Source organism: Paraburkholderia sp. RL17-337-BIB-A (assembly GCF_046025895.1).
GTDB lineage: Bacteria > Pseudomonadota > Gammaproteobacteria > Burkholderiales > Burkholderiaceae > Paraburkholderia > Paraburkholderia fungorum_C.
This window is the reverse complement of record NZ_JARESY010000003.1, coordinates 503668-522692: the sequence shown is the minus strand read 5'-3', so window position 1 is coordinate 522692 and position 19025 is coordinate 503668. Positions and strand designations below refer to the sequence as shown.

The window sequence follows — 19025 nt, the reverse complement described above, 5'->3', positions numbered from 1 at the left end:
CGGTCTAAGTGGCATGCCGATCAACGTGACCATTGACGCCGACGAACTCAGGATGTTCCTCGCGATGCGTGAGGAACATGGTGCCGTTCAGAAAGAGCGCGACGAGTTACGCAGTGCACTGCGCCTCATGACGGCGGAGCGCGATCTCGCCGAGGAACGACTGCGTGCTTACCGTCGCGAGCTATTCGGCCCGAAGAGCGAAGTGCGAGCTTCTGTGCAGCCCGGTCTGTTCAACGAAGCCGAAGTGCTCGGCACGAACGCGACACCCGCGCAGGAAGATACTCCCGAAACCACGATCGCCGCGCATACGCGCAAGAAGCGCGGTCATCGCAAACCGCTCGATCCCAATCTGCCGCGCGAATTCGTTCGGCACGAACTTGCCGAAGCCGAACGCTTCTGCAACCACGACGGCCACGCGCTCGTCGAGATCGGCGTCGAAACGAGCGAGCAGCTCGACGTGATCCCCGAACAGCTTCGCGTCATCCAGCACCAGCGCGTCAAGTATGCCTGCCCGTGCTGCGATCTTGGCATCAAGGTCACGCCGGCGCCACTGCGCATCATCCCGCGTGGACTGCTGACGGAATCGGCGCTCGCGTGGGTCGCCTCCGGCAAGTATCAGTTTGGCATGCCGATCTATCGCCAGGCGGGCCTGCTGCGACGCTTCGGTGGCGACATCTCGTCGAACACGCTCGCAGCGAGCATGGTCCGCGTCGGTCTCGCGACGCAGCCTGTTATCAACCTGATGCGCGACGCGTTGCTCGATGCTGACGTGATCTACTGCGACGAGACGACGTTCCAGGTCCTGAAGGAAGAAGGGCGCAAGCCGCAAACCAAGAGCTATCTCTGGTCGCAAATGACCGGATCGGGAACGCCCATCCGCTGTTTCGCCTATACGGCTGGTCGCGGCGCGAAGCTGGCCGACAAACTGTTCGCCGGCATCCGCAAGGGCGCGGTTCTGATGACCGACGGATACGAGCCCTACAACAGCATCGCACAACAGTATCAGCTCGTGCACCTCGGATGCTGGGCTCATGCGAGACGGTATCTGGTCAAGGCCGAAGATAACGTGCCCAAGGCGGCACGGTCCCCCGATCTGCTCGCCACACGCTTCATCAAACTGATCGGCAAGCTGTTCGCGGCGGAGGCGCGCAGTGAAACGTGGGCGGCTGAACGACGACAGCGATTGCGACGACGATACAGTGCACGCGTGCTCGATGCCATCGAAAAGCTGATGCTTGAACAGTTGCCCGGCGTCGTGCCGCAAAGCTTACTCGGCAAGGCGCTAACCTATCTGCATGGGCAGTGGCCCAAGCTGATCCGATACATCGAGAACGGCAACTGGCCTATATCGAACAATCCCTGTCATGCCGCTAGCGGCATGACAGGCATAATGCCGCCGGTCGAATTATGCCGCGCTGGAAGCACCCAAACCACGTCGTGTGCGCTCGGACCGAGCATTGACGCGGCATAATTCTTGGGCTCTCCTTTAACTGGCTTGACGCCAGAGAAGGAGGTGCATCATGTCCGTAGATACCCACCCACCGGCCGCCGGAGTTCCGACGGCTCATACGTTCGACGAATTTGTCGAACGCTATCTCAATTACCTTCGTTCGGTTGACTACGCTCCGTCCACGCTTCGTAAGAAACGGCGAGTGATTGCCGCGTTCGCGCAATGGATTCGGTCCGAGAAGCCCGTGATGACTGTTCTCAAAGACCAAGACATCGAAGTGTTCTCGTCATGCTTGTACCGCGCCGGACCCTACAGGCTGTCGTTCGTACGGCGCACTTTGACGCATCTGTTCAGGTATCTTCGCACGCAAACTGAGTTTGCGACGCCGACCATATCAGCGAACGTTGATTCTCGCGCCGACGAACTGTTGCGAGCCTACACTCAATTTCTGCGCTCTGATCGTGGATTGACCGAATGTTCGGTTCGTGTCTATTCGCCCTTTGTCCGGGCATTTCTCTCCGAGCGAGCAGTTGGAATCAATGTCGATGCGGCGGACTGGTTCAGTGCAGCTGCAATCCGAAGTTTCCTTCTGGACCACGCCAGAAACCACTCAAGCGAGTATTCGCGCCTGCTCGCTATAGCACTCCGATCGTTTTGCCGATTTCTTTTCATTCACGGTCACATAGAACGTGATCTCTCAGTTTGCGTTCCTACCGTACGTCGCTGGCGCCACGCAGAGATTCCCGCGTTTCTTACGCCTGAACAGGTCGAGCGAATGCTGGCGACCACCGATCGGCCTACGTCAAGTGGGCGCCGCAATCGCGCAATCCTGCTTTTACTTGCACGGCTTGGCTTGCGTCCCGGGGAAGTTGCGGCACTTGAGCTTGACGATCTCCATTGGCGAACCGGTGAGATCACAATACACGGCAAAGGACGGGCTGTGCAATGTTTGCCCCTACTTCCCGATGTTGGCGAAGCGCTGGCGGCATACCTTCGTGAGGATCGCGGCATCTGTCGATCGCGACGCGTTTTTCTACGAGAGAAAGCTCCGTGTGGTGAACTGGCCGGGCCGGGGGCCATCGGCCAGATCGTATGTCAGGCGCTTGCGCGTGCGGGAATCGAGAGAACAAGTCGCGGAGCGGCCCATTTGCTGCGGCACAGCCTCGCGACACAAATGATCCGTCATGGGGCATCACTCTCGCAAATCGCCGAGGTGTTGCGACATCGCACGGAGAACACCACCGCGATCTATACGAAGGTTTCTTGCGAGGCACTACGTGCCGTGGCGAAGCCTTGGCCTGTCCCGGGAGACATGTGATGACCACTCTTCGTGAATCACTGAAGCAATACATTGATCTGCGCCGTGCGTTTGGAACCAAGTATCAGGAGCCCGCACAAACGCTCGGATATTTCGTCGACTTCATGGAGCGTAAGGGAGCGCGACTCATCACCACAAAGCTGGCCATGCAGTGGGCCATGCAACCTCAGGGTGTACAACATGCCACATGGGCACGACGACTTACGATGGTAAGGCGATTCGCATGCTGGCTCAGCGCTAGCGAACCACTTACGCAGGTGCCACCTCCACGTCTTATCGCCGGAAGAAGACGTCGCAAACTGCCGTACATATTCTCGGACGACGAGATAACCCGCCTCATGAGTGCGGCAGCGGAACTGTCTTCGCCGTCGGGACTGCGTGCGGTGAGGTGTACTGTCAACAGCAGACACTCTTTTCTTAAGCCGCCTGTTGTTGTTTGCTGAACGCTTCGGCAAACAACGCTGGCGGAACATTGCCTAGGCGTGAGTGGCGCCGTTGGCGGTTATAAAAGCTTTCGATGTACTCCTGAATTGCTGCCTTCGCGTCGGCACGCGTGGCGTAGCGATGGTGATGTATCAGTTCGTTTTTTAGACTGCCCCAGAAGCTTTCCATCGGAGCATTGTCAAAGCAATTGCCCTTACGCGACATTGAGGCCTGCATGCCGAATTGTTCAACCAGCTTCCGATAGTCATGAGCACAGTATTGACTCCCACGGTCCGAATGATGAATCAGGCCTTTCTCGGGGCGTTTGTTGCGCACAGCACGCCACAGAGCTTGCGCCGTGAGTCCTTGTGTCATGCGCTCACCCATGGCGTATCCAACCAACTCACAGGTGAAGACGTCCTTAATACCGGCGACGTAGAGCCATCCCTCGTCGGTGGCACAATAGGTGATGTCTGTCACCCAGGCTTCGTTTGGCCGCGTTGGCGCGAACGTCTGGTTCAGCAGATTGTCGGCGACAGGCAAGTTGTGATTCGAATTCGTCGTGGCTTTGAATTTGCGCTTCTGCTTACACCGCAGATTGAGCTCTCGGCGCAGGCGAGCGATGCGGTCGCGGCCGGCTATAAAGCCTTGTGCCTCAAGCTCAGGCTTCACGCGTCGCGTGCCATAGGTCTCGCGGCTCTGCTTGTGCACAGCCTTGATGGCGACTTTCAGGCGTTCATCAACCTGCGCACGTGGAGACAGCTTACCTTTAGACCAGACATAGAAGCCGCTGCGCGAAACCTTAAAGGCACGGCACAGGACAGCAATTGGATAATCGAGTCGCATCGTATTCATGACCGCGTATTTGGCAGCGACTCCTGCGCAAAATACGCTGCCGCTTTTTTTACGATATCTCGCTCCATCTTGGTCTCCGCCAGTTCCCTACGTAGTCTGGCTACCTCGGCTTCTAATTCGGCAACCGTACGACTGCCTGGCGCCGTCACGGCGCCATTGCCACGCTTGGCTGCTTTGACCCACGTGGCCAAAGTCCCCATCGGAATGGCAATTCGCTTCGCCGCTTCATCCAGCGTCAGGCCCTGTGCAAGCACAAGCTTTACAGCTTCTTCACGAAGCTCTGGCGTGTATGTTCTTGGTTTCGTCATCTGTGCTCCCATTGATAAAGTTTATCAAAAAGGAGTGTCTTAAAAAGTCAGGCTACCTCAGTCTCCGAATCCACGCGACTGGCGCTTGAGCGATATCAACAGCGAAGGATTGAATGCGCTCCGCAATTGCGCAGCGAAGCCTTCTTCCTATCGGAGCGCGGAAGGCGACTTAATGCAACATCCGTTCGCCGTACCTTCGCGAAGGTTTCTCGTACTGTCGGCTTGCGTGTCGACGTTGGGAATGGGCGCGTCGGCCACGGTCCCAGATTGCAGGATATCCGTCACAGCTTCGCCACACGAACGCTCATCGATTGGTACCGAGGTGTTTGGACGTAGGCCTGGAACTGCCGAAGTTGGCCACTTACCTTGGTCACGTAGACGTGGGGCACACCTACTGGTACGTCGAAGGAGTTCCGGAACTGCTTGGCCTGGCCGCCGAGCGGCTAGGCTCTCATGTGTCGAGAGGCCGGGTATGAATACGCCAACGTTGGCCCCGCTACTTCAACGGTTCTTTACCGATCGGCTATTAGGCCAGCTGGGCGCGAGCCCACACACAGTCGCGAGTTACCGCGATACATTTCGCCTACTGCTTCTGTTCGCTTCAGAGCAGTTCAAGCGAGCGCCTTCCTCATTGCTGGCGGAGAACCTTGATGTCCGCTTCCTCTCGAGGTTTCTCGATCATCTCGAGCGTGACCGAGGCAATACTCCGCGTACGCGCAATACGCGTCTTTCCGCGCTTCATGCCTTCTTTCAATACGTGGCATTAAATGAGCCGGCGCTCGCATTACACTGCCAGCGAGTCCTCGCGATGCCGGCAAAGCGTTGTGAACATCACCCCGTCGAGTTCCTCAAGGATGACGAGGTCAGTGCGCTTATAGCGTCACCTGACGTTCGCACCTGGATCGGTCGGCGCGATCGGGCCTTACTGCTGCTTGCTGTCCAGACCGGCCTTCGCAACAGCGAAATCACGTCGCTGCGAAACCGGGACCTGCAATTGGGAGTCGGCGCCCATGTTCGCTGCATGGGAAAGGGTCGCAAGGCACGCTGTACGCCTTTGCGTCCAGACGTCGTCGCGATTCTCAAGGAATGGTTCGAGGAACAACACGGTGCGCCTGATGATCCGCTGTTTCCCGCTCTGACCGGCAATCGCCTCAGCGCCGACGCTCTCCAAAGGCTCGTTGCGCGTCATGTCGCGACCGCAGAGCAGATCTGTCCTTCGCTGAAGCTCAAGAACGTCACGCCACACACGCTACGCCACGCCGCTGCAATGACATTGTTAAGACGAGGTGTGGACTTGAGTGTCATCGCACTTTGGCTCGGCCACGAATCTACCGAGTCAACACAGATTTACCTGCACGCTGACATGGAACTCAAGGAACGTGCTCTGTCTCATGTGTCGCGATCCGGGCAAGTCCCCGGTCGATATCAGCCGCCGGACTCATTGCTTGCATTCCTCGAGGGGCTTTGATTATGCCGCTCGTCAAGCGTTCGATCCGAGCGCCGCCGGCATCTGCAGTGAGGCAATCCAGTGCGCGCGGCATAATTCCACCGGCGGCATTATCCCTGCGAAAATTCCATTCGCCCGTTTGTCGTCGCACGCAAAAGCTTCCTGTTTGCCGATACAGTTGCTGGCGCACATGCGAGTGCGAATCTTTATTCGCTGGTCGAGTCAGCAAAAGCCAACGGCATCGACCCGTACTGCTACCTCACCTGGCTGTTCCAACGTCTGCCACTGGCGAAGACCGTCGACGACTACGACGCGCTGTTGCCGTGGAAGATGCCCGCCAATCTCCGCTGACCCTTCTCCCTACCACACAATTTACGCCTCAGAGCACCTCTGAGTGGCGTCGTTCGTGGACCGCATACCTCGAAACCACGACACATAAGCTTCATTTCGACGTCACTGTGTACGCGCTCAGATCACATCCTATTCCGTGATCTTCAGCTGCCGTCGTGCAAAGATCCCTGTGATTTGGGCGGTATGCGCGGGATTGCTCTTCGAACGGTCTAACTCAACTATTTGCCGAACGAATGCCGCGCCCGTAGCATCTTTATCGACGTTGCTACGAAACCGGAACCACGCATCGAACAGAAGCTTGTCCGTGACGGCTTTCCCGAGCAATTCGCGCATCTCCCAAAATGCGCTGCCCCAGATTTCGCCGCCATCCAGCATCGCGTAGGCAATGCCCGGACGAAGTTCATTGAAGCTCCGGCGTTTGCTGAAATCCCACGCCTTGTATTCCGGCGAGATGGAAGCGGTGATTTCGGCAAACAATGGGCTATTGTTGAAGCCTTCAGCACCTCCCTCACCTGCTCCTTCACCAAAGAATTCACCAAAGAATTCATCAAGATCCTGATGCTTCCGAAGGCCGGATCCAGCGGCTCACCGCACTCCCCGCAGAACCGTTTGTCGTCCGGACTCAGTGCCTTGCACTGCTTACATTCAAGTGTCATATGATGCCCCACGGTGAATCACATACGAGATCGAGGCTGTTCGAAGCGCATGGCATCAGTCAGACAGGAGTTGAACGTCACACGTCATCGCGCCCAGCTCAAGGAACGGCTGCGAATTGCGCCGGCCGAAGCGCATGCATTGCCGCTACGGCGTCAGTGTTTGCGGTTCATCCAGCCGTATCCCGTCTTGACTTCGTACAAATTCCTCAACTGATCCATGGCATCGAACTCAGCCGACTCACCTCCTGGCTTGGTGACATTCCCTCAACTCCCCGCTGAGCGATCGCGCACAGTCCACACGACATGGATAACTTCCGAATTGCATTGCAATCGGAAGATAGAAGCATCCATGCTCGTCGTATTCCCCTTCTTCTGGTACATCGGCTCGCCCGCGCAGTCGGCCTGAAAGAGGCGGCAATTCTGCTTTCATCTGGCTTGGGGCTTTTGCCTGGGGCGTGGCGGGCGCCTTTGGGGTTGAGGCCGGTTCCGCGTGAGGCATCTCCTGTGGCTGGGGCACCTCGTACAAGGGCGGTGGCTCGAGCGGCGACACGGGCTCAGGTTCAACATCTCTTGCAAATGAACCATCAAAGTGATCATTTGTGACGCCTCTGGACCCACTCGGTCGCGGCGACGAAGGACGGCTCACGACCTTGCCGTTCCGCATCTCGACTTTGCCACCCGCGGTTTTCCGCACGCTTCGCAATGGAGTGTGCCCCGCAGGGGACGCAGGCGGCGCACCGGAAGGCGCGGACTCAACCGGTGGTGCACCCGCGGGCGCAGGCTCGACTGGCGGCGCACCGCATAGTGGTGCGAAGATCCTTCCAAACGCATTTATCCAAATGCGCACGCGCACGCCGCTACGGCCATGACCGCCATGACCGCCATGACAATGTGCCAGATCATGCGAACGAATTCCCGCGACGCGGAGGCTGCCTTGGCGTTGTCTCCCTTTGCGCCCTTGGCTGCTACATCTGTCGGTCACAAAGCGCGCGTCATCGGAGAAGGTTGCGTGTAACAGCGTCCTCAAGTCGCGTGCTAGTGGCGAAGTAATTTTGCTGGGTGCTCCGCGTTGAGATTGGGAATACCTTCATCGAAAGGCAGGAGGGGCTGCGGCGAATGCCGCGCCAAAATTCCTCCGATAGGTATGTCAGAATTCCACGCCGCTCTTGAGCCACTGGTCACGCGGCGTCCGACGTCGCTCTCTCCGGGTTCCCACCTTGGCACGCATTTGATACGTTAATGGATGACCTTGCGCCGTGATCTGATTCCAGCCGCCTCCCGATGCCACGTCGAAAGCTCCGATGTAACCACCGGGCATAAGCGCGGGGACTGGCTTCTGTAGATGCTTTCCGTAGTCGAACTGCGTGCTTCCCGGCGGGCGGAATGCCTCGAACCACGACGGAAAAACAAAATCTGAAACCGTTACTCCGTTGATGTCATAGCCAAGCTGGTCCGCCTCGCAGGCATCGCAGACTTCATGCGCGTAGAGGATGCCCTGCGTGGCGCTAGGCTGCACGAATACCGTGAGGTTGATTTCCGGGTCTGCGAGCATTTCCAGCAACTCGTGGCTTGCAGTCACTGTCCACTTGCTGTTGTATTGCTGGTCGGTCTTGGCGAAGACCTTACCGAGCGGAAGCCCCTCGTTGGTCACGTCGTGGTAGCCGAGGGCGCCCGCTTGGTCCGAGTTGTCGAGGATTGTGAGCCACCAGGAACCCAAGGCAGGCTTGGCCTTCTTGGGAACGAAGGTGAGATCTGCGTCGATTCCCCATGTCGGCGCAAAGTGCTGGTGAACCTGAGTCTGTAGCGCGGGAAGCACAGTCTTCACCTCGTCGTCGGTCAAAGCCGTGCTCGCATTGATCACTGAAACCCTGATATTTGCCATGTTGCCCTCCTATAGAACTAGCCGTTCGGCGGCGTTGGCCCAAGACTTCGAAACAAGTCATCACACGCCTGGGCGTTCGAGCGCTGACCACTTGCCCTGCTAGACGTTCTCGTTTCCCCTCAATCGTGGGCGCTACCTTGCACCCCTCATCCGACGGCGTGGCGCCGCTCCGGGCGATATAGCACTGAAATGGCGCATCGTGCGTATGTAATGGGCATAGATACCTCTGTCGACATTGTTCCCGCCGCGCTTCAGAAGGATGCATACGAATGTACATAACTAGCACTACTACATATTAAAACGCGCGATTCGCGGAGCGCCATTCAGGCACAATCTTCCTGAACATTGTACTGTGCCGATCATTCGACGCTGGCTTTTTCCTAACCGACGAGCAGACGGGTGAGGCATCATCACTTTTCGAAAAAAGTTCAAGATCGTTAAAGAGGCAGATGTTTAAAAACGTTCGATCACGTGTCGGGTGCGGAGAAGATAGATCAGCAAAGAATCACCCAAACCGTTCACCTGGGGGGCGAGTCAGTGGCGCGACGCCTTTTCAAAGGCAATTGTTTTAAACCATAGTCGCGTGAGTAGGAAATGCAAGCTTCAGTAATTTCTTGTCCGAAAGTAATCGCAAATTGGCCGGGCGCTGCTCGCCTACCATGGTGTAGCTGACATGACGCTGCAGGTGCACTGGCCCGCGGTGTCCGCTCAAGGAGCGATGTTTCCCCCGGTGACTATCGCCGCGTCCGACGATCTTTCCGCGTGCACACGAATTAAGCCATGCGACCGTTGCAGGAACTACGCGAGAGCGAGCATATTCGAACAGTCATTAGGCAGCGCGAAGCCACGTTTGTGATCGGCAAAAAAGTAGGTAGTGGGCGACTGACGACTCATCCGGTTCAAGGTGCTTCCGTCAAATCACGATATATTGACCAAGTGAAAAGTCCGGAGTCGCGTGGCTTTGTTCGGATGGGTATGAGTTCCCATGCTGCGGACGCAACTATAGATTTTTGACGGAAACGGGCCTCCCAAACGACTTCCACAGGTTAATGATGTTGGCGATGATCACGCCTTCGCTCTCCTGCGACGCGATCTTCTGCGTCAGGAGGGTGGCGCCAATGCATCGCTTGATGCGTGAGATCTGCGCTTCGACCAGCGCGCGTACGCCAATCCATATTTCTTGTGGAACGCATAGATGCCTTTCTCATCGATGTATTTGACGATCTGATCATGCCAGCGGGTCTGGTCGTTGCCATGCACGACGGCGTGAGCCGACGGTGGAATGACAGGCGTCACGCCCGCGCGCGCGAGCGCTTCGGTGCGCTCGATGCTGTAGTACGCGCCGTCCGCGATTACCCGCTCGACTGGCAGATCCGCGGGCAGGACCGCGTCCATTCCTTCGCTATCCGATACTTCTGTGGTGGCAATGCTGATCGCGTAAATGTTCATCTCCCCGTCGATCGACAGATGCATCTTGCGCCACGGTGTTTGCGTCGCCTTCCTGCCGTACTTCTGTTCGTACCACTCACTCGCACGCCCGAAGCTCAGCCCCGTGCTGTCGACGATCATGCTCACTGCTTCGCCGCGCGCGAGCCGTCTGGCCAGTTGCTCGCAGCGCTGCGTGACACTCACCTCGAGCGCCGCGAACCGGTCGCACAGCTGGCCCGAACTGGGCACCGGAATGTCCAGCCCCCGGGTCGCCCGGTAGTCTTCCATATACCCGGTGATCTGCCGCATGCCCCAGCCGAACAGCCGGTAGAACGTATAGATAAGCTCGATGTACGCGGTGGTGTAGTGGCTCGCGCCCCGACACGCCGGGCGTACGGACTTTCGCGTTAATAAACTGCGCCTTCAGATCGTCATCGGCAACATAGAGGCTGATCATGCCGCGCTTTCTCAGACTCTGGTTGTACGCGCGCGCATTCGCAGTCACCCGGTACCCGGGCTTCTTGCGCTTGCGCGCTTCACCCTGTTTCAGCCTGGCTTTGTATGGCATGATCTGGACTGGCTTTATGATGGTGTGCTTCTACACAATCCGCCTAAACTTCGCAATACCCCCCATCCGAACAAAGCCCCGGCGATGCACCTCTCCCAGCGCATATCCGAGCCTGCGCGATGTCTTGTGGGCCACTCTTAGAGAAAGCAATGGAGCGGTTCGCTCACCGCATCAAGTAATGCGCGAGCGAGACACACTGCATACAGTGGCAATATTGTGCTGTTGACAAAACGCTACAGGTGTGGCCTACGATCATATCCAGCTTCATAACGAACGATCGCGCTCTGGGCCTCATTGCTCTAAACAATAACGCGTTTTCCAGACCAATAAATCCGGACCTTCGCGCCATTTATAGATGCTTTTCGAATTAGTGCAAGACGTTTTTTTCGACGAGCCTGAACGCACAGCACGCTATATATCTTTAACGCGGCTCTGCTGCTGGCTCTGCGAACGGCCTCTACAAGGCCGAAAATGCCGTTAGATTGGCGGCTTGCGCCCGTATTGCCATTTGCGCTTGCGTCGCTCGCTGCCTAACCTTCATTCAGGTGGCACTCGCGACTTACCGACGCGAAATCTCTCCGGTCATGAGATCGGCACTACCAGGTTTCATCCTGTTCTTCTTGCATCTGATCCGCACATAAGTTAGAAGTCGCTGAGTGAGTGCATTCGACCGGTGGGCAGTTCGATTTATGTAGTTCGGCATGCTTATAGTCTGTAAGAAGAAAGACAGCGTAAGAACGCTCCGCACTTGAAAGGAGGCAGGCGAATGCTTTCGCACGCTTTGACTATCGTCGCGAACGAACTTGAACGGCACCTAGACAAGATCTATGGGCTGCCTTCCGTCTCGCCTCAGGTCAGGCTCGGCAATATTGCCGAGGGTGTGGGAAATGGCGCGGCCAATCAGGGTGCGATTCCGCGCGATGTGCTCGGCTTCTCCATGATTAACATCCGTGAGGAGAAGACGCTCAAGAACATATCGAATCAAGTGCGTAACGACGCAACGTTGCGCGTCATCTATCGTAATCCGCCGGTCTTTTTGAATTTTCACATTCTGCTCGTCGCCACGCATACGAATTACACCAACGCCCTTCTATCGCTTTCGCGCGCCATCAGATTCTTTCAGTTTTCGAACTTCTTCGACCAGGACTCCGTCGCGCCAGAATCAATGTTGACCAATGCACCGGACAATCCGCTCGATCAACTCGAAACGTTCAAACTGATCTTCGAAATCTATTCGCCGACGATGGAAGAAGTGAACCATTTGTGGGGCACGCTCGGAGGAAAGCAGTATCCGTTCGTGCTCTATACGCTGCGGCTACTGGAAATGCAGTTCAAGGCCACGCAATCGGAAGCCGGAGTCATTACGCACGTCTACAACGACACCTATCAGAAGAACCCGGGAGCGGGCTGACATGGTCGATCGCACGACAAGCTCTTACGTGCGCCTGTTCGAGGTGCGCCTACTGCATCACTACTGGCTCGACGACGGTGCGAAGTTGTTCGATGCACTGGCCGCCGACGTGCAGGCCGAGCGTCTTCTGGACTATGACGTGCGGCCGCTCCTCATTGCGACGCCCACGCCATCGACGCAAAAGCGCATCGATGATTTGCGCGGCCGCTTCGTGCAAACGGCGCTGGGCTTCATCGTTACCGTGCCCGCCACCGCGACGCTTGCAACGGACACGCAGCTCGACTTCAGCGTGTCGGTCGCCGACGCCCGCGTGTTCGACTATACGGCGCTCACCTTGCAGTCGAGAGCGCTCTATGAAGTATTCGATCCCGACGACCATGCGCCCGACCGGACGACTTATCGCTATCGGGAGAACGTGCCGGTCCTGTCCAATCTCACGGGTGCCACGCGTGGCTCAGGCGCGAATAACGCGCTCTTCCTGTCGCGAGAATATCCGGCGCCGAATGCAAGCGATCCGGTCGAATCGCTCGTTCTGTCGGGAACCGCGCTCGCCCAGCTCACGAGCGACAACCCTGGCGCTGCGACTCAACAGCTGAACGCGAACGCGAAAGCCATGCCCGTCTTCGTCAATCAGGGCGATGCCCCCGTCATCGCGCCGCCGGCGGGCGTGACGGGCGCGCCTGCGCGCGGCGTGCAACTGTCGAATGACATCTCCAACGACGCATACATGGTGATCCAGTTGAGCGCCATGCGCGCCGACAACGACGCATTTAGTTTCGTCGATGCCACGGGCGCCGCGAAGACGCCGGCGCCGACTTATCAGGTGCGCTTCAAGAACCGCTCGACCATCTGGACTTACCTCGACAAGCAAACGGGCGCGCTCGAAGCGAGTTCGCCCGAGCCTTTGCCGCTGACGTTTCGCGGCAGTGTGGGCGCATGGCAGAAACCGTCGCGCGGCATCGTCAAGGCGCAGCACAGCGGCACGCGAATCACTCAGCTCGTGTCGGAGATCTACGTATAGGCGATCGGCCTCAATGCGTTAAAAGGGAAACTCATGGATACCACCATCACCGTACCAGGCGTCTACGTAAAGGAAATTCCGACGCTCCCTCCGTCGGTTGCGCCGGTCGCGACAGCCATCCCCGCTTTCATCGGCTACACGGAGACCGCGCAATCGGCGACGGATCCGAACTTGACGATGAAGCCCACGCGTATCACGTCCATGCCCGAGTACCAGATGTTGTTTGGCCAGGCGGACCCGGAGACGGCGATCGTGGTCACCATGACCACTGGCACCGACGGCTCGGTCGCGGTCACGGCCGCACTGGACGAGGCCAAGCGCACCAAGCATCTGATGTGGTATGCGCTCCAGCTGTATTTCGACAATGGCGGCGGCCCCTGCTACATCTGTTCGGTGGGCAACTATGCTGCGGCAATGACGGCGACAGACCTCAAGAACGGCCTCGCCGCGGTGAACCTGGTGGATGAGCCGACGCTGATCGTCTATCCCGAGGCGCAGACACTCGACCTTGTCTCCTGCGTCGGTCTATACCAGTTCACGCTACAGCAATGCTTCGCACTTAAGGACCGCTTCGCCATCATGGACCTGCACGGCGCGGACGCCGGGCAATCCATGAACGTGTCTACCACGGACATAACGGATGCAGCTTCGAAATTCAGGAGCAGCGGTTCCTGGCCGCTGGATAGCGCGAGTTACGGTGCGGTCTACGCGCCCAATCTGCAAACCTTCATCAGTCTGAGTTACGCGAAGGATACGGAAGTCGATATCGATGGCACAAAGGGAAAACTCAGCGACCTGCCGGCCACCAAGAACCAGCTCTACAACCGCGCGATTGCGGCCATCGACCAGATCCCGAACAATCTGCCGCCGTCGGGCGCCATCGCGGGCATCTATGCCGCGGTCGACAATGCGCGCGGCGTCTGGAAAGCGCCCGGCAACGTCAGCATCGCGGACGTGATCCAGCCGACCATTCCGATCTCCAATCAGATACAGAGCACGCTCAATATCGATCCGACGGCCGGCCTGTCGATCAACGCCATTCGCGCTTTCACCGGCAAAGGAACGCTGGTATGGGGCGCGCGCACGCTCGCGGGCAACGACAACGAATGGCGCTATATCAACGTGCGGCGTTTTTGCATCTTCGTCGAGGAATCGATCAGCAAGGCCGCCATGCAATTCGTCTTCGAGCCGAACGACGCCAACACCTGGGTCAAGGTGAAGGGCATGATCGAAAACTTCCTCAACGTGCAATGGCGCCAGGGCGCGCTCATGGGCACCAAAGCAGCCGATGCCTATGTGGTGTCCGTCGGCCTCGGCGCCACCATGACGGCGATCGATGTCCTCGAAGGCCGCATGAAAGTCACGGTCGGCCTGTGCCCGGTCCGTCCGGCCGAGTTCATCATCCTGCAGTTCGTACAGCTGATGCCGACCTCCTGAAGCAGCCCGCCCACCACACGTCTGAATTGGGAGTCGATCCATGAGCCAGAACACACCCTACCCGCTGCCACGGTTCCATTTCCAGGTGGACTGGAACGGCGCGATGATTAGCTTCAGCGAAGTGACCGGCCTCGTCATGGAGCGCGAGAAGATCGAGTACCGGCATAGCGACAGCAAGGACTTTCACAAGATCGCCATGCCCGGTCTGCAGAAGACCGCGGCCATCGTGCTCAAACGTGGCAAGTTCGAGAAGGACACCGACTTCAACATCTGGTTCGAGGAAGTCGCTGACGATCGCGCCAACACGCGGCGCGATGTCATCATCCGTCTGCTCAACGAAAAGCACGAACCCGTGGCGGCCTGGAAGGCGGCGCGCTGCTTTCCGACGAAGGTCAGCGCGCCCGATCTCAAGTCCGACGCCAACGAAATCGCGATCGAGTCCATCGAGGTCGCGCACGAAGGATTGAGCCCGATCGATATCGACGGCTGATAGCCATGAGCGAATACTACCCTCCGTGGAGCTTCTACTACAAGGTCGAGTTCATGCTCGGCAACGGCCCCGCCGCTACCGAGGACGCCCGCTTTCAGAGCGTCTCCGGTCTCTCGGTCGAGTACGACTACGAGAGTTTCAAGGAAGGCGGCGAGAACCGCTTCGAGCACAAACTGCCGGTACGAACCAAATATGCGGACATGACGCTCAAGCGCGGCATGCTGATGGGCTCGGCCGTGATCGACTGGTTCACGGCGGCGTTCGTGGATCGGCAGTTCACGCCGACCGACATCAACGTGACGCTGATGAACGAAAAAGGCGACCCGCTGCGCACCTGGAATGTCGCGCACGCCATCCCGAAGAAATGGATGGTGAGCGACTTCAATTCCGGCGAAAGCGCCGTGGTCATCGAGACGATGGAACTGACGTATCGCTATTTCAGCCTGCAGGATTCGCTATAGGCCGGACGCATCGCGGTTCTTGCGTGACATCTTCATACGACGAGCGGACATGCCCATCGAAATCAAGGAGCTGCACATTCGCGTCACGGTCGCGGGTCTGCCGCCAGGAACCTCGGCCAATGCGGGCCACGGCGGCGCGCATGACGCGTCGCACGATGCACAGGGCGCGGCGAAAGACGAACTCGTCGCGGAATGCGTGGAACAGGTGCTGCACATCCTGCAAGCGAAAAAGGAACGGTGATGGCGATACCCGGCAAGCACGGCAAGATGCTGATCCTCGCTTTCGCGGACTCGAAGGCCGCGGAGAGCGGCGGCGTCGCGGAAGCCGACGACTCCTTCGAAGCGCTGATTAATCCCGAGAACTACACGCTGTCGTACAAGCTCAAGTTCTCGCCGGGCGGGCAAGGACAAGGCACGAGCGGCAAGCAGCTCAAGTACGAATACAGCGAGCCGACCGACCTCACCTTCGAGTTTCTGTTCGATAACACCGGCATCATCGACGGCGAACCGCGCGATTCCATCGCCGACGATCTCCTGCGCTTCAGGAAGGTCGTGATCGATTATCAGGGCGACTCGCACGAACCGCGTCACTTCAAGCTCGTGTGGGGCGAGAACTCCATCTTCAAGGGCCGCGTGACGGCCGTGGACATCAACTACAAGCTGTTCAAGAGCGACGGCACGCCGATCCGCGCCACCGCCAGGGTCACGTTCAAAAGTAGCATCGAGGAAGAAAAGCGCGCCGCCAAGGAGAACAAGCAATCGCCTGATCTCACGCAGGCGCGCCGTATCAAGCGCGGCGATACGCTGCCGCAACTCTGCTATCTGATCTACGGCGACCCTTCGTACTACCTGCAGGTGGCCGCGCGCAACGGACTGACCGACTTCCGCAGCCTGAAACCCGGATCGATTCTCACCTTCCCGCCGCTCGCCAAAACGAGCACGACTGTCATGACAGCGAGCGCTTCCGATGGCTGACACCTCCACGATTCCGACGCCGGCCACGCCCGATGTCTGCACCATGAACATTCTCGTGAACGGCGAGACCTTGCCCGACACGCTGCATGTGCTTGCCGTTTCGGTGAACCGGGAGCTCAATCGCATCCCCTCGGCCTCGCTTCAGATCGACGACGGCGAGGCAGCGAAGGCGACCTTCGCGGCAAGCAACGCCGACATGTTCACGCCCGGCAAGCCGATCGAAATACAGTTTGGTTATCGCTCGCACAACGAGACCGTCTTCAAGGGCATGATCGTCCGGCAGCGTCTGAAGGTCCGCAAGAATGGCGGCGTGTTGAGCGTGGACTGCCATGCGAACGCGGTGAAGACGACCACCGCGCGCAAGAGCACCTACTTCACCGATCTGAAGGACAGCGACATCATGGTGCGCATCCTCGACGCCCATGCCCTGCCCTGCGATATTGAAGCGACTCGCCCGGATCTTAAGGAGGTGGTGCAGTACGACTCCACCGACTGGGATTTCCTGCTGTGCCGCGCCGACGCGAACGGTCAGGTCGTGATCGTGGGCGACGACGAGATCAGCATCGCCAGACCGAAGACCGACGCGACTCCCGTGCTGCAGATGACCTACGGCTCGACTGTGCTCGAACTCGATATCGAGACCGACGCGCGCGAGCAGACCAAGGGCATCAGGGCCGTGAGCTGGAAAGCGGCGTCGCAAGAGCGGGTCGCGGCGGACGCGAGCGAGCCCGCCACGCCGCCAGCGGGCAACATCGCCGCGGCTGACCTCGCGCGCGCCGTCGGCGACGATACCGACGAGATCATGCACGGCGGCGGCATCGACCAGTCCCAGCTTCAGACCTGGGCCGACGCGCGGCTGCTGCGCATGCGGCTCGCCCGGCTGCGCGGACGCGCGCGTTGTCAGGGCTTCGCGGGCATCGCGCCTGGCGATATCGTGCAGATAGACGGTATCGGGGAGCGCTTTCAGGGCAAGCTCTACGTGTCCGGCGTGCGTCAGAGCATTGCTGGCGGCAACTGGGAGACCGACGTGCAGTTCGGCCTCAGCCCCGAGACCTTCGCCAAGACCATCGATCTGCGGCCCATGCCCGCGGCGGGCCTGCTGCCCTCTGTTGCGGGGCTTCAGACAGGGGTCATCACTCAGATCGGCGGCGATCCCGACGGCGAGGACCGCATTCAGTGCCGCTTGCCGCTCGTCTCCACGAGCGCCGACGGCGTCTGGGCGCGCATCGCCACGCTCGATGCGGGCAACGGACGCGGCACGTTCTTCCGCCCGGAAGTCGGTGACGAAGTGATCGTCGGCTTTCTCGGCGGCGACCCGCGCTATCCCGTCATCCTCGGCCAGTGCAACAGTAGCGCGCGGCCCTCGCCCGAAGCGCCCGCCGACGACAACGATCACAAGGGTTACGTCAGCCGCGAGAAGCTGAAGATGAGTTTCGACGACGGCAAGAAGCTCATCTCGCTCGAAACGCCGGCCGGCAACAAGATCACCTTGTCGGAAGACGCGCACGGCATCGTCCTGCAGGACCAGAACGGCAACAAGATCACGCTCGACCAGAACGGCATCGCCATCGAGAGCGCGAAGGACCTGACCTTCAAGGCGGCGAAGGACATCACGATGTCGGGCGCGAATGCCGATCTGAGCGCGCAGAGTGCGTTCAAAGTATCGGGCAACGGCTCGGCTGAACTGTCCGGCGCGCAGACACGGATCAATGGCGATGCCTCCACCGTCATCAAGGGCGGCGTGGTGGAGATCAACTGAGGCTCGAAGGATGCGCGTGGTCCGGATGACCGGACACGGGCGCGCGGGACTACGCTCGGAGGGTGTCATGGGATTTGCCGCACGGGTGAGCGATACGATCGTCAGCACGGCGACCAACGGCGTTCCCGCGCCCATCGTGCCGCCGGGGGAACCGACGGTGCTGATCGCGGGGCTGCCGGCCGCGCGCATGAGCGACGGCTGCGGGGTAGACGCCATCGTGATGGGTTCGATGACGGTGCTGATCGGAGGACTGCCCGCCGCGCGCGTGGCCGACCCGACCGGCGGTGGCGGCGCCGTGTTATCGCTCGGCGCGCCGACCGTGCTGATCGGAGGATGACGATGACCCCGGAGTTTCTCGGCACCGGCTGGTCGTTTCCGCCCGACTTCAGCGGCCCCGCGACCGGTGTCGCGATGCTCAAGGACGAAGCCGATGTGGCGTCGAGCCTGCATATCCTTCTCAGCACGACGCCGGGCGAGCGCGTCATGCAGCCGCTCTATGGATGCAACCTGAGCGAGCTGCTGTTCGAGAGTCTCGATACGCGCATGAAGACGCTCATGCAGGACAAGATCGAGTCGGCCATCCTGTATTTCGAGCCGCGCGTGACGCTGGACAGCGTCGCGCTCGACGACAGCCGCATCCTCGAAGGCGTGGTGCTGATTCAGGTCGAGTACCGCGTCAAGACCACCAACTCGCGCTTCAACTTCGTCTATCCGTATTACATCCAGGAAGGGACCGACATCAATCTGACAACCACGATCAACCTGCTGCCCGACATCACCTGAGC

General features: G+C 59.0%; 16 protein-coding genes and 3 pseudogenes. 15 read left to right on the top strand and 4 right to left on the bottom strand.

The window, feature by feature from the left end; genetic code table 11:
• Nucleotides 1-13: 13 nt before the first annotated feature.
• Together tnpC and P0D84_RS40285 are read left to right on the top strand one after the other, a co-directional pair.
• Nucleotides 14-1372 (top strand): annotated as a pseudogene (gene tnpC / locus P0D84_RS40290) (IS66 family transposase); the annotation flags it as partial.
• 148 nt (nt 1373-1520) lie between these two features.
• The gene (locus P0D84_RS40285; RefSeq protein WP_408346591.1) at nt 1521-2768 is read left to right on the top strand and encodes a tyrosine-type recombinase/integrase; all 1248 of its coding nucleotides are present in this window, start codon (nt 1521-1523) and stop codon (nt 2766-2768) included.
• Nucleotides 2769-3185: 417 nt separating this feature from the next.
• Here P0D84_RS40285 and P0D84_RS40280 read toward each other — a convergent pair.
• Nucleotides 3186-4354 (bottom strand): IS3 family transposase gene (locus P0D84_RS40280; RefSeq protein WP_408335889.1). Its coding sequence is split into 2 segments (ribosomal slippage): nt 3186-4090 and nt 4090-4354, totalling 1170 coding nucleotides; the frame shifts between segments, so codons are not numbered across the junction.
• Nucleotides 4355-4826: 472 nt separating this feature from the next.
• On the opposite strand from P0D84_RS40280, the gene P0D84_RS40275 reads away from it, so the two are divergent.
• Entirely contained in the window at nt 4827-5822 is a 996-nt protein-coding gene (locus P0D84_RS40275; protein ID WP_408346597.1) for a tyrosine-type recombinase/integrase, read from the top strand.
• Between the two features lie 99 nt (nt 5823-5921).
• A pseudogene (locus P0D84_RS40270) lies at nt 5922-6152 on the top strand (transposase domain-containing protein); the annotation flags it as partial.
• A 129-nt stretch (nt 6153-6281) separates the two neighbouring features.
• Here P0D84_RS40270 and P0D84_RS40265 read toward each other — a convergent pair.
• Nucleotides 6282-6629, bottom strand: a complete 348-nt coding sequence (locus P0D84_RS40265) for a hypothetical protein (RefSeq protein ID WP_408347644.1) — start codon at nt 6627-6629, stop codon at nt 6282-6284.
• Nucleotides 6630-6857: 228 nt separating this feature from the next.
• Here P0D84_RS40265 and P0D84_RS40260 point away from each other — a divergent pair, with 228 nt between their 5' ends.
• Nucleotides 6858-7022, top strand: coding sequence for a hypothetical protein (locus P0D84_RS40260; RefSeq protein WP_408347641.1), 165 nt, complete (start codon nt 6858-6860; stop codon nt 7020-7022).
• A gap of 933 nt (nt 7023-7955) precedes the next feature.
• Here P0D84_RS40260 and P0D84_RS40255 read toward each other — a convergent pair.
• Both P0D84_RS40255 and P0D84_RS40250 read right to left on the bottom strand, forming a co-directional pair.
• Nucleotides 7956-8690 carry a hypothetical protein gene (locus P0D84_RS40255; protein ID WP_408347638.1) on the bottom strand — a complete coding sequence of 245 codons (735 nt, stop codon included), beginning with the start codon at nt 8688-8690 and terminating at the stop codon, nt 7956-7958.
• A gap of 1101 nt (nt 8691-9791) precedes the next feature.
• Nucleotides 9792-10487, bottom strand: a pseudogene (locus P0D84_RS40250) (transposase); the annotation flags it as partial.
• Nucleotides 10488-11452: 965 nt separating this feature from the next.
• Here P0D84_RS40250 and P0D84_RS40245 point away from each other — a divergent pair.
• From P0D84_RS40245 to P0D84_RS40200, 10 genes are all read left to right on the top strand, one after another.
• On the top strand, nt 11453-12097 hold the full coding sequence (locus tag P0D84_RS40245; RefSeq protein WP_408347635.1) for a Pvc16 family protein: 645 nt from the start codon (nt 11453-11455) through the stop codon (nt 12095-12097).
• 1 nt (nt 12098) lies between these two features.
• Nucleotides 12099-13118, top strand: coding sequence for a hypothetical protein (locus tag P0D84_RS40240; protein ID WP_408347632.1), 1020 nt, complete (start codon nt 12099-12101; stop codon nt 13116-13118).
• A 33-nt stretch (nt 13119-13151) separates the two neighbouring features.
• Nucleotides 13152-14555 carry a phage tail sheath family protein gene (locus tag P0D84_RS40235; RefSeq protein WP_408347629.1) on the top strand — a complete coding sequence of 468 codons (1404 nt, stop codon included), beginning with the start codon at nt 13152-13154 and terminating at the stop codon, nt 14553-14555.
• A gap of 40 nt (nt 14556-14595) precedes the next feature.
• A complete protein-coding gene (locus P0D84_RS40230) occupies nt 14596-15045 on the top strand; it encodes a phage tail protein (protein ID WP_408347626.1) in 450 nt (149 codons plus the stop codon).
• A 5-nt stretch (nt 15046-15050) separates the two neighbouring features.
• Complete coding sequence (locus tag P0D84_RS40225) at nt 15051-15506, top strand: phage tail protein (RefSeq protein WP_408347623.1); 456 nt, start codon at nt 15051-15053, stop codon at nt 15504-15506.
• 49 nt (nt 15507-15555) lie between these two features.
• Nucleotides 15556-15747, top strand: a complete 192-nt coding sequence (locus P0D84_RS40220; protein WP_408347620.1) for a DUF5908 family protein — start codon at nt 15556-15558, stop codon at nt 15745-15747.
• Nucleotides 15747-16481 carry a CIS tube protein gene (locus tag P0D84_RS40215; protein ID WP_408347618.1) on the top strand — a complete coding sequence of 245 codons (735 nt, stop codon included), beginning with the start codon at nt 15747-15749 and terminating at the stop codon, nt 16479-16481. The genes P0D84_RS40220 and P0D84_RS40215 overlap by 1 nt, the downstream gene beginning before the upstream one ends.
• Nucleotides 16474-18240 (top strand): type VI secretion system tip protein VgrG, encoded by a 1767-nt coding sequence (gene vgrG, locus P0D84_RS40210; protein ID WP_408347615.1) that lies wholly within the window; start codon nt 16474-16476, stop codon nt 18238-18240. Before P0D84_RS40215 ends, vgrG begins: the two co-directional genes overlap by 8 nt.
• Before the next feature lie 67 nt (nt 18241-18307).
• Nucleotides 18308-18577: a PAAR domain-containing protein gene (locus P0D84_RS40205; RefSeq protein WP_408347612.1), complete on the top strand. Its 270-nt coding sequence runs from the start codon at nt 18308-18310 to the stop codon at nt 18575-18577.
• Between the two features lie 2 nt (nt 18578-18579).
• Nucleotides 18580-19023 carry a GPW/gp25 family protein gene (locus P0D84_RS40200; RefSeq protein WP_408347609.1) on the top strand — a complete coding sequence of 148 codons (444 nt, stop codon included), beginning with the start codon at nt 18580-18582 and terminating at the stop codon, nt 19021-19023.
• Nucleotides 19024-19025 lie beyond the last annotated feature (2 nt).

Coding starts and splice junctions, on each gene's coding strand:
- P0D84_RS40225 (WP_408347623.1), top strand. CDS start 15,051: ATGAGCGAATACTACCCTCCGTGGAGCTTCTACTACAAGGTCGAGTTC.
- P0D84_RS40235 (WP_408347629.1), top strand. CDS start 13,152: ATGGATACCACCATCACCGTACCAGGCGTCTACGTAAAGGAAATTCCG.
- P0D84_RS40200 (WP_408347609.1), top strand. CDS start 18,580: ATGACCCCGGAGTTTCTCGGCACCGGCTGGTCGTTTCCGCCCGACTTC.
- P0D84_RS40260 (WP_408347641.1), top strand. CDS start 6,858: ATGGCATCAGTCAGACAGGAGTTGAACGTCACACGTCATCGCGCCCAG.
- P0D84_RS40245 (WP_408347635.1), top strand. CDS start 11,453: ATGCTTTCGCACGCTTTGACTATCGTCGCGAACGAACTTGAACGGCAC.
- P0D84_RS40285 (WP_408346591.1), top strand. CDS start 1,521: ATGTCCGTAGATACCCACCCACCGGCCGCCGGAGTTCCGACGGCTCAT.
- P0D84_RS40215 (WP_408347618.1), top strand. CDS start 15,747: ATGGCGATACCCGGCAAGCACGGCAAGATGCTGATCCTCGCTTTCGCG.
- vgrG (WP_408347615.1), top strand. CDS start 16,474: ATGGCTGACACCTCCACGATTCCGACGCCGGCCACGCCCGATGTCTGC.
- P0D84_RS40275 (WP_408346597.1), top strand. CDS start 4,827: ATGAATACGCCAACGTTGGCCCCGCTACTTCAACGGTTCTTTACCGAT.
- P0D84_RS40255 (WP_408347638.1), bottom strand. CDS start 8,690: ATGGCAAATATCAGGGTTTCAGTGATCAATGCGAGCACGGCTTTGACC.
- P0D84_RS40230 (WP_408347626.1), top strand. CDS start 14,596: ATGAGCCAGAACACACCCTACCCGCTGCCACGGTTCCATTTCCAGGTG.
- P0D84_RS40240 (WP_408347632.1), top strand. CDS start 12,099: ATGGTCGATCGCACGACAAGCTCTTACGTGCGCCTGTTCGAGGTGCGC.
- P0D84_RS40205 (WP_408347612.1), top strand. CDS start 18,308: ATGGGATTTGCCGCACGGGTGAGCGATACGATCGTCAGCACGGCGACC.
- P0D84_RS40220 (WP_408347620.1), top strand. CDS start 15,556: ATGCCCATCGAAATCAAGGAGCTGCACATTCGCGTCACGGTCGCGGGT.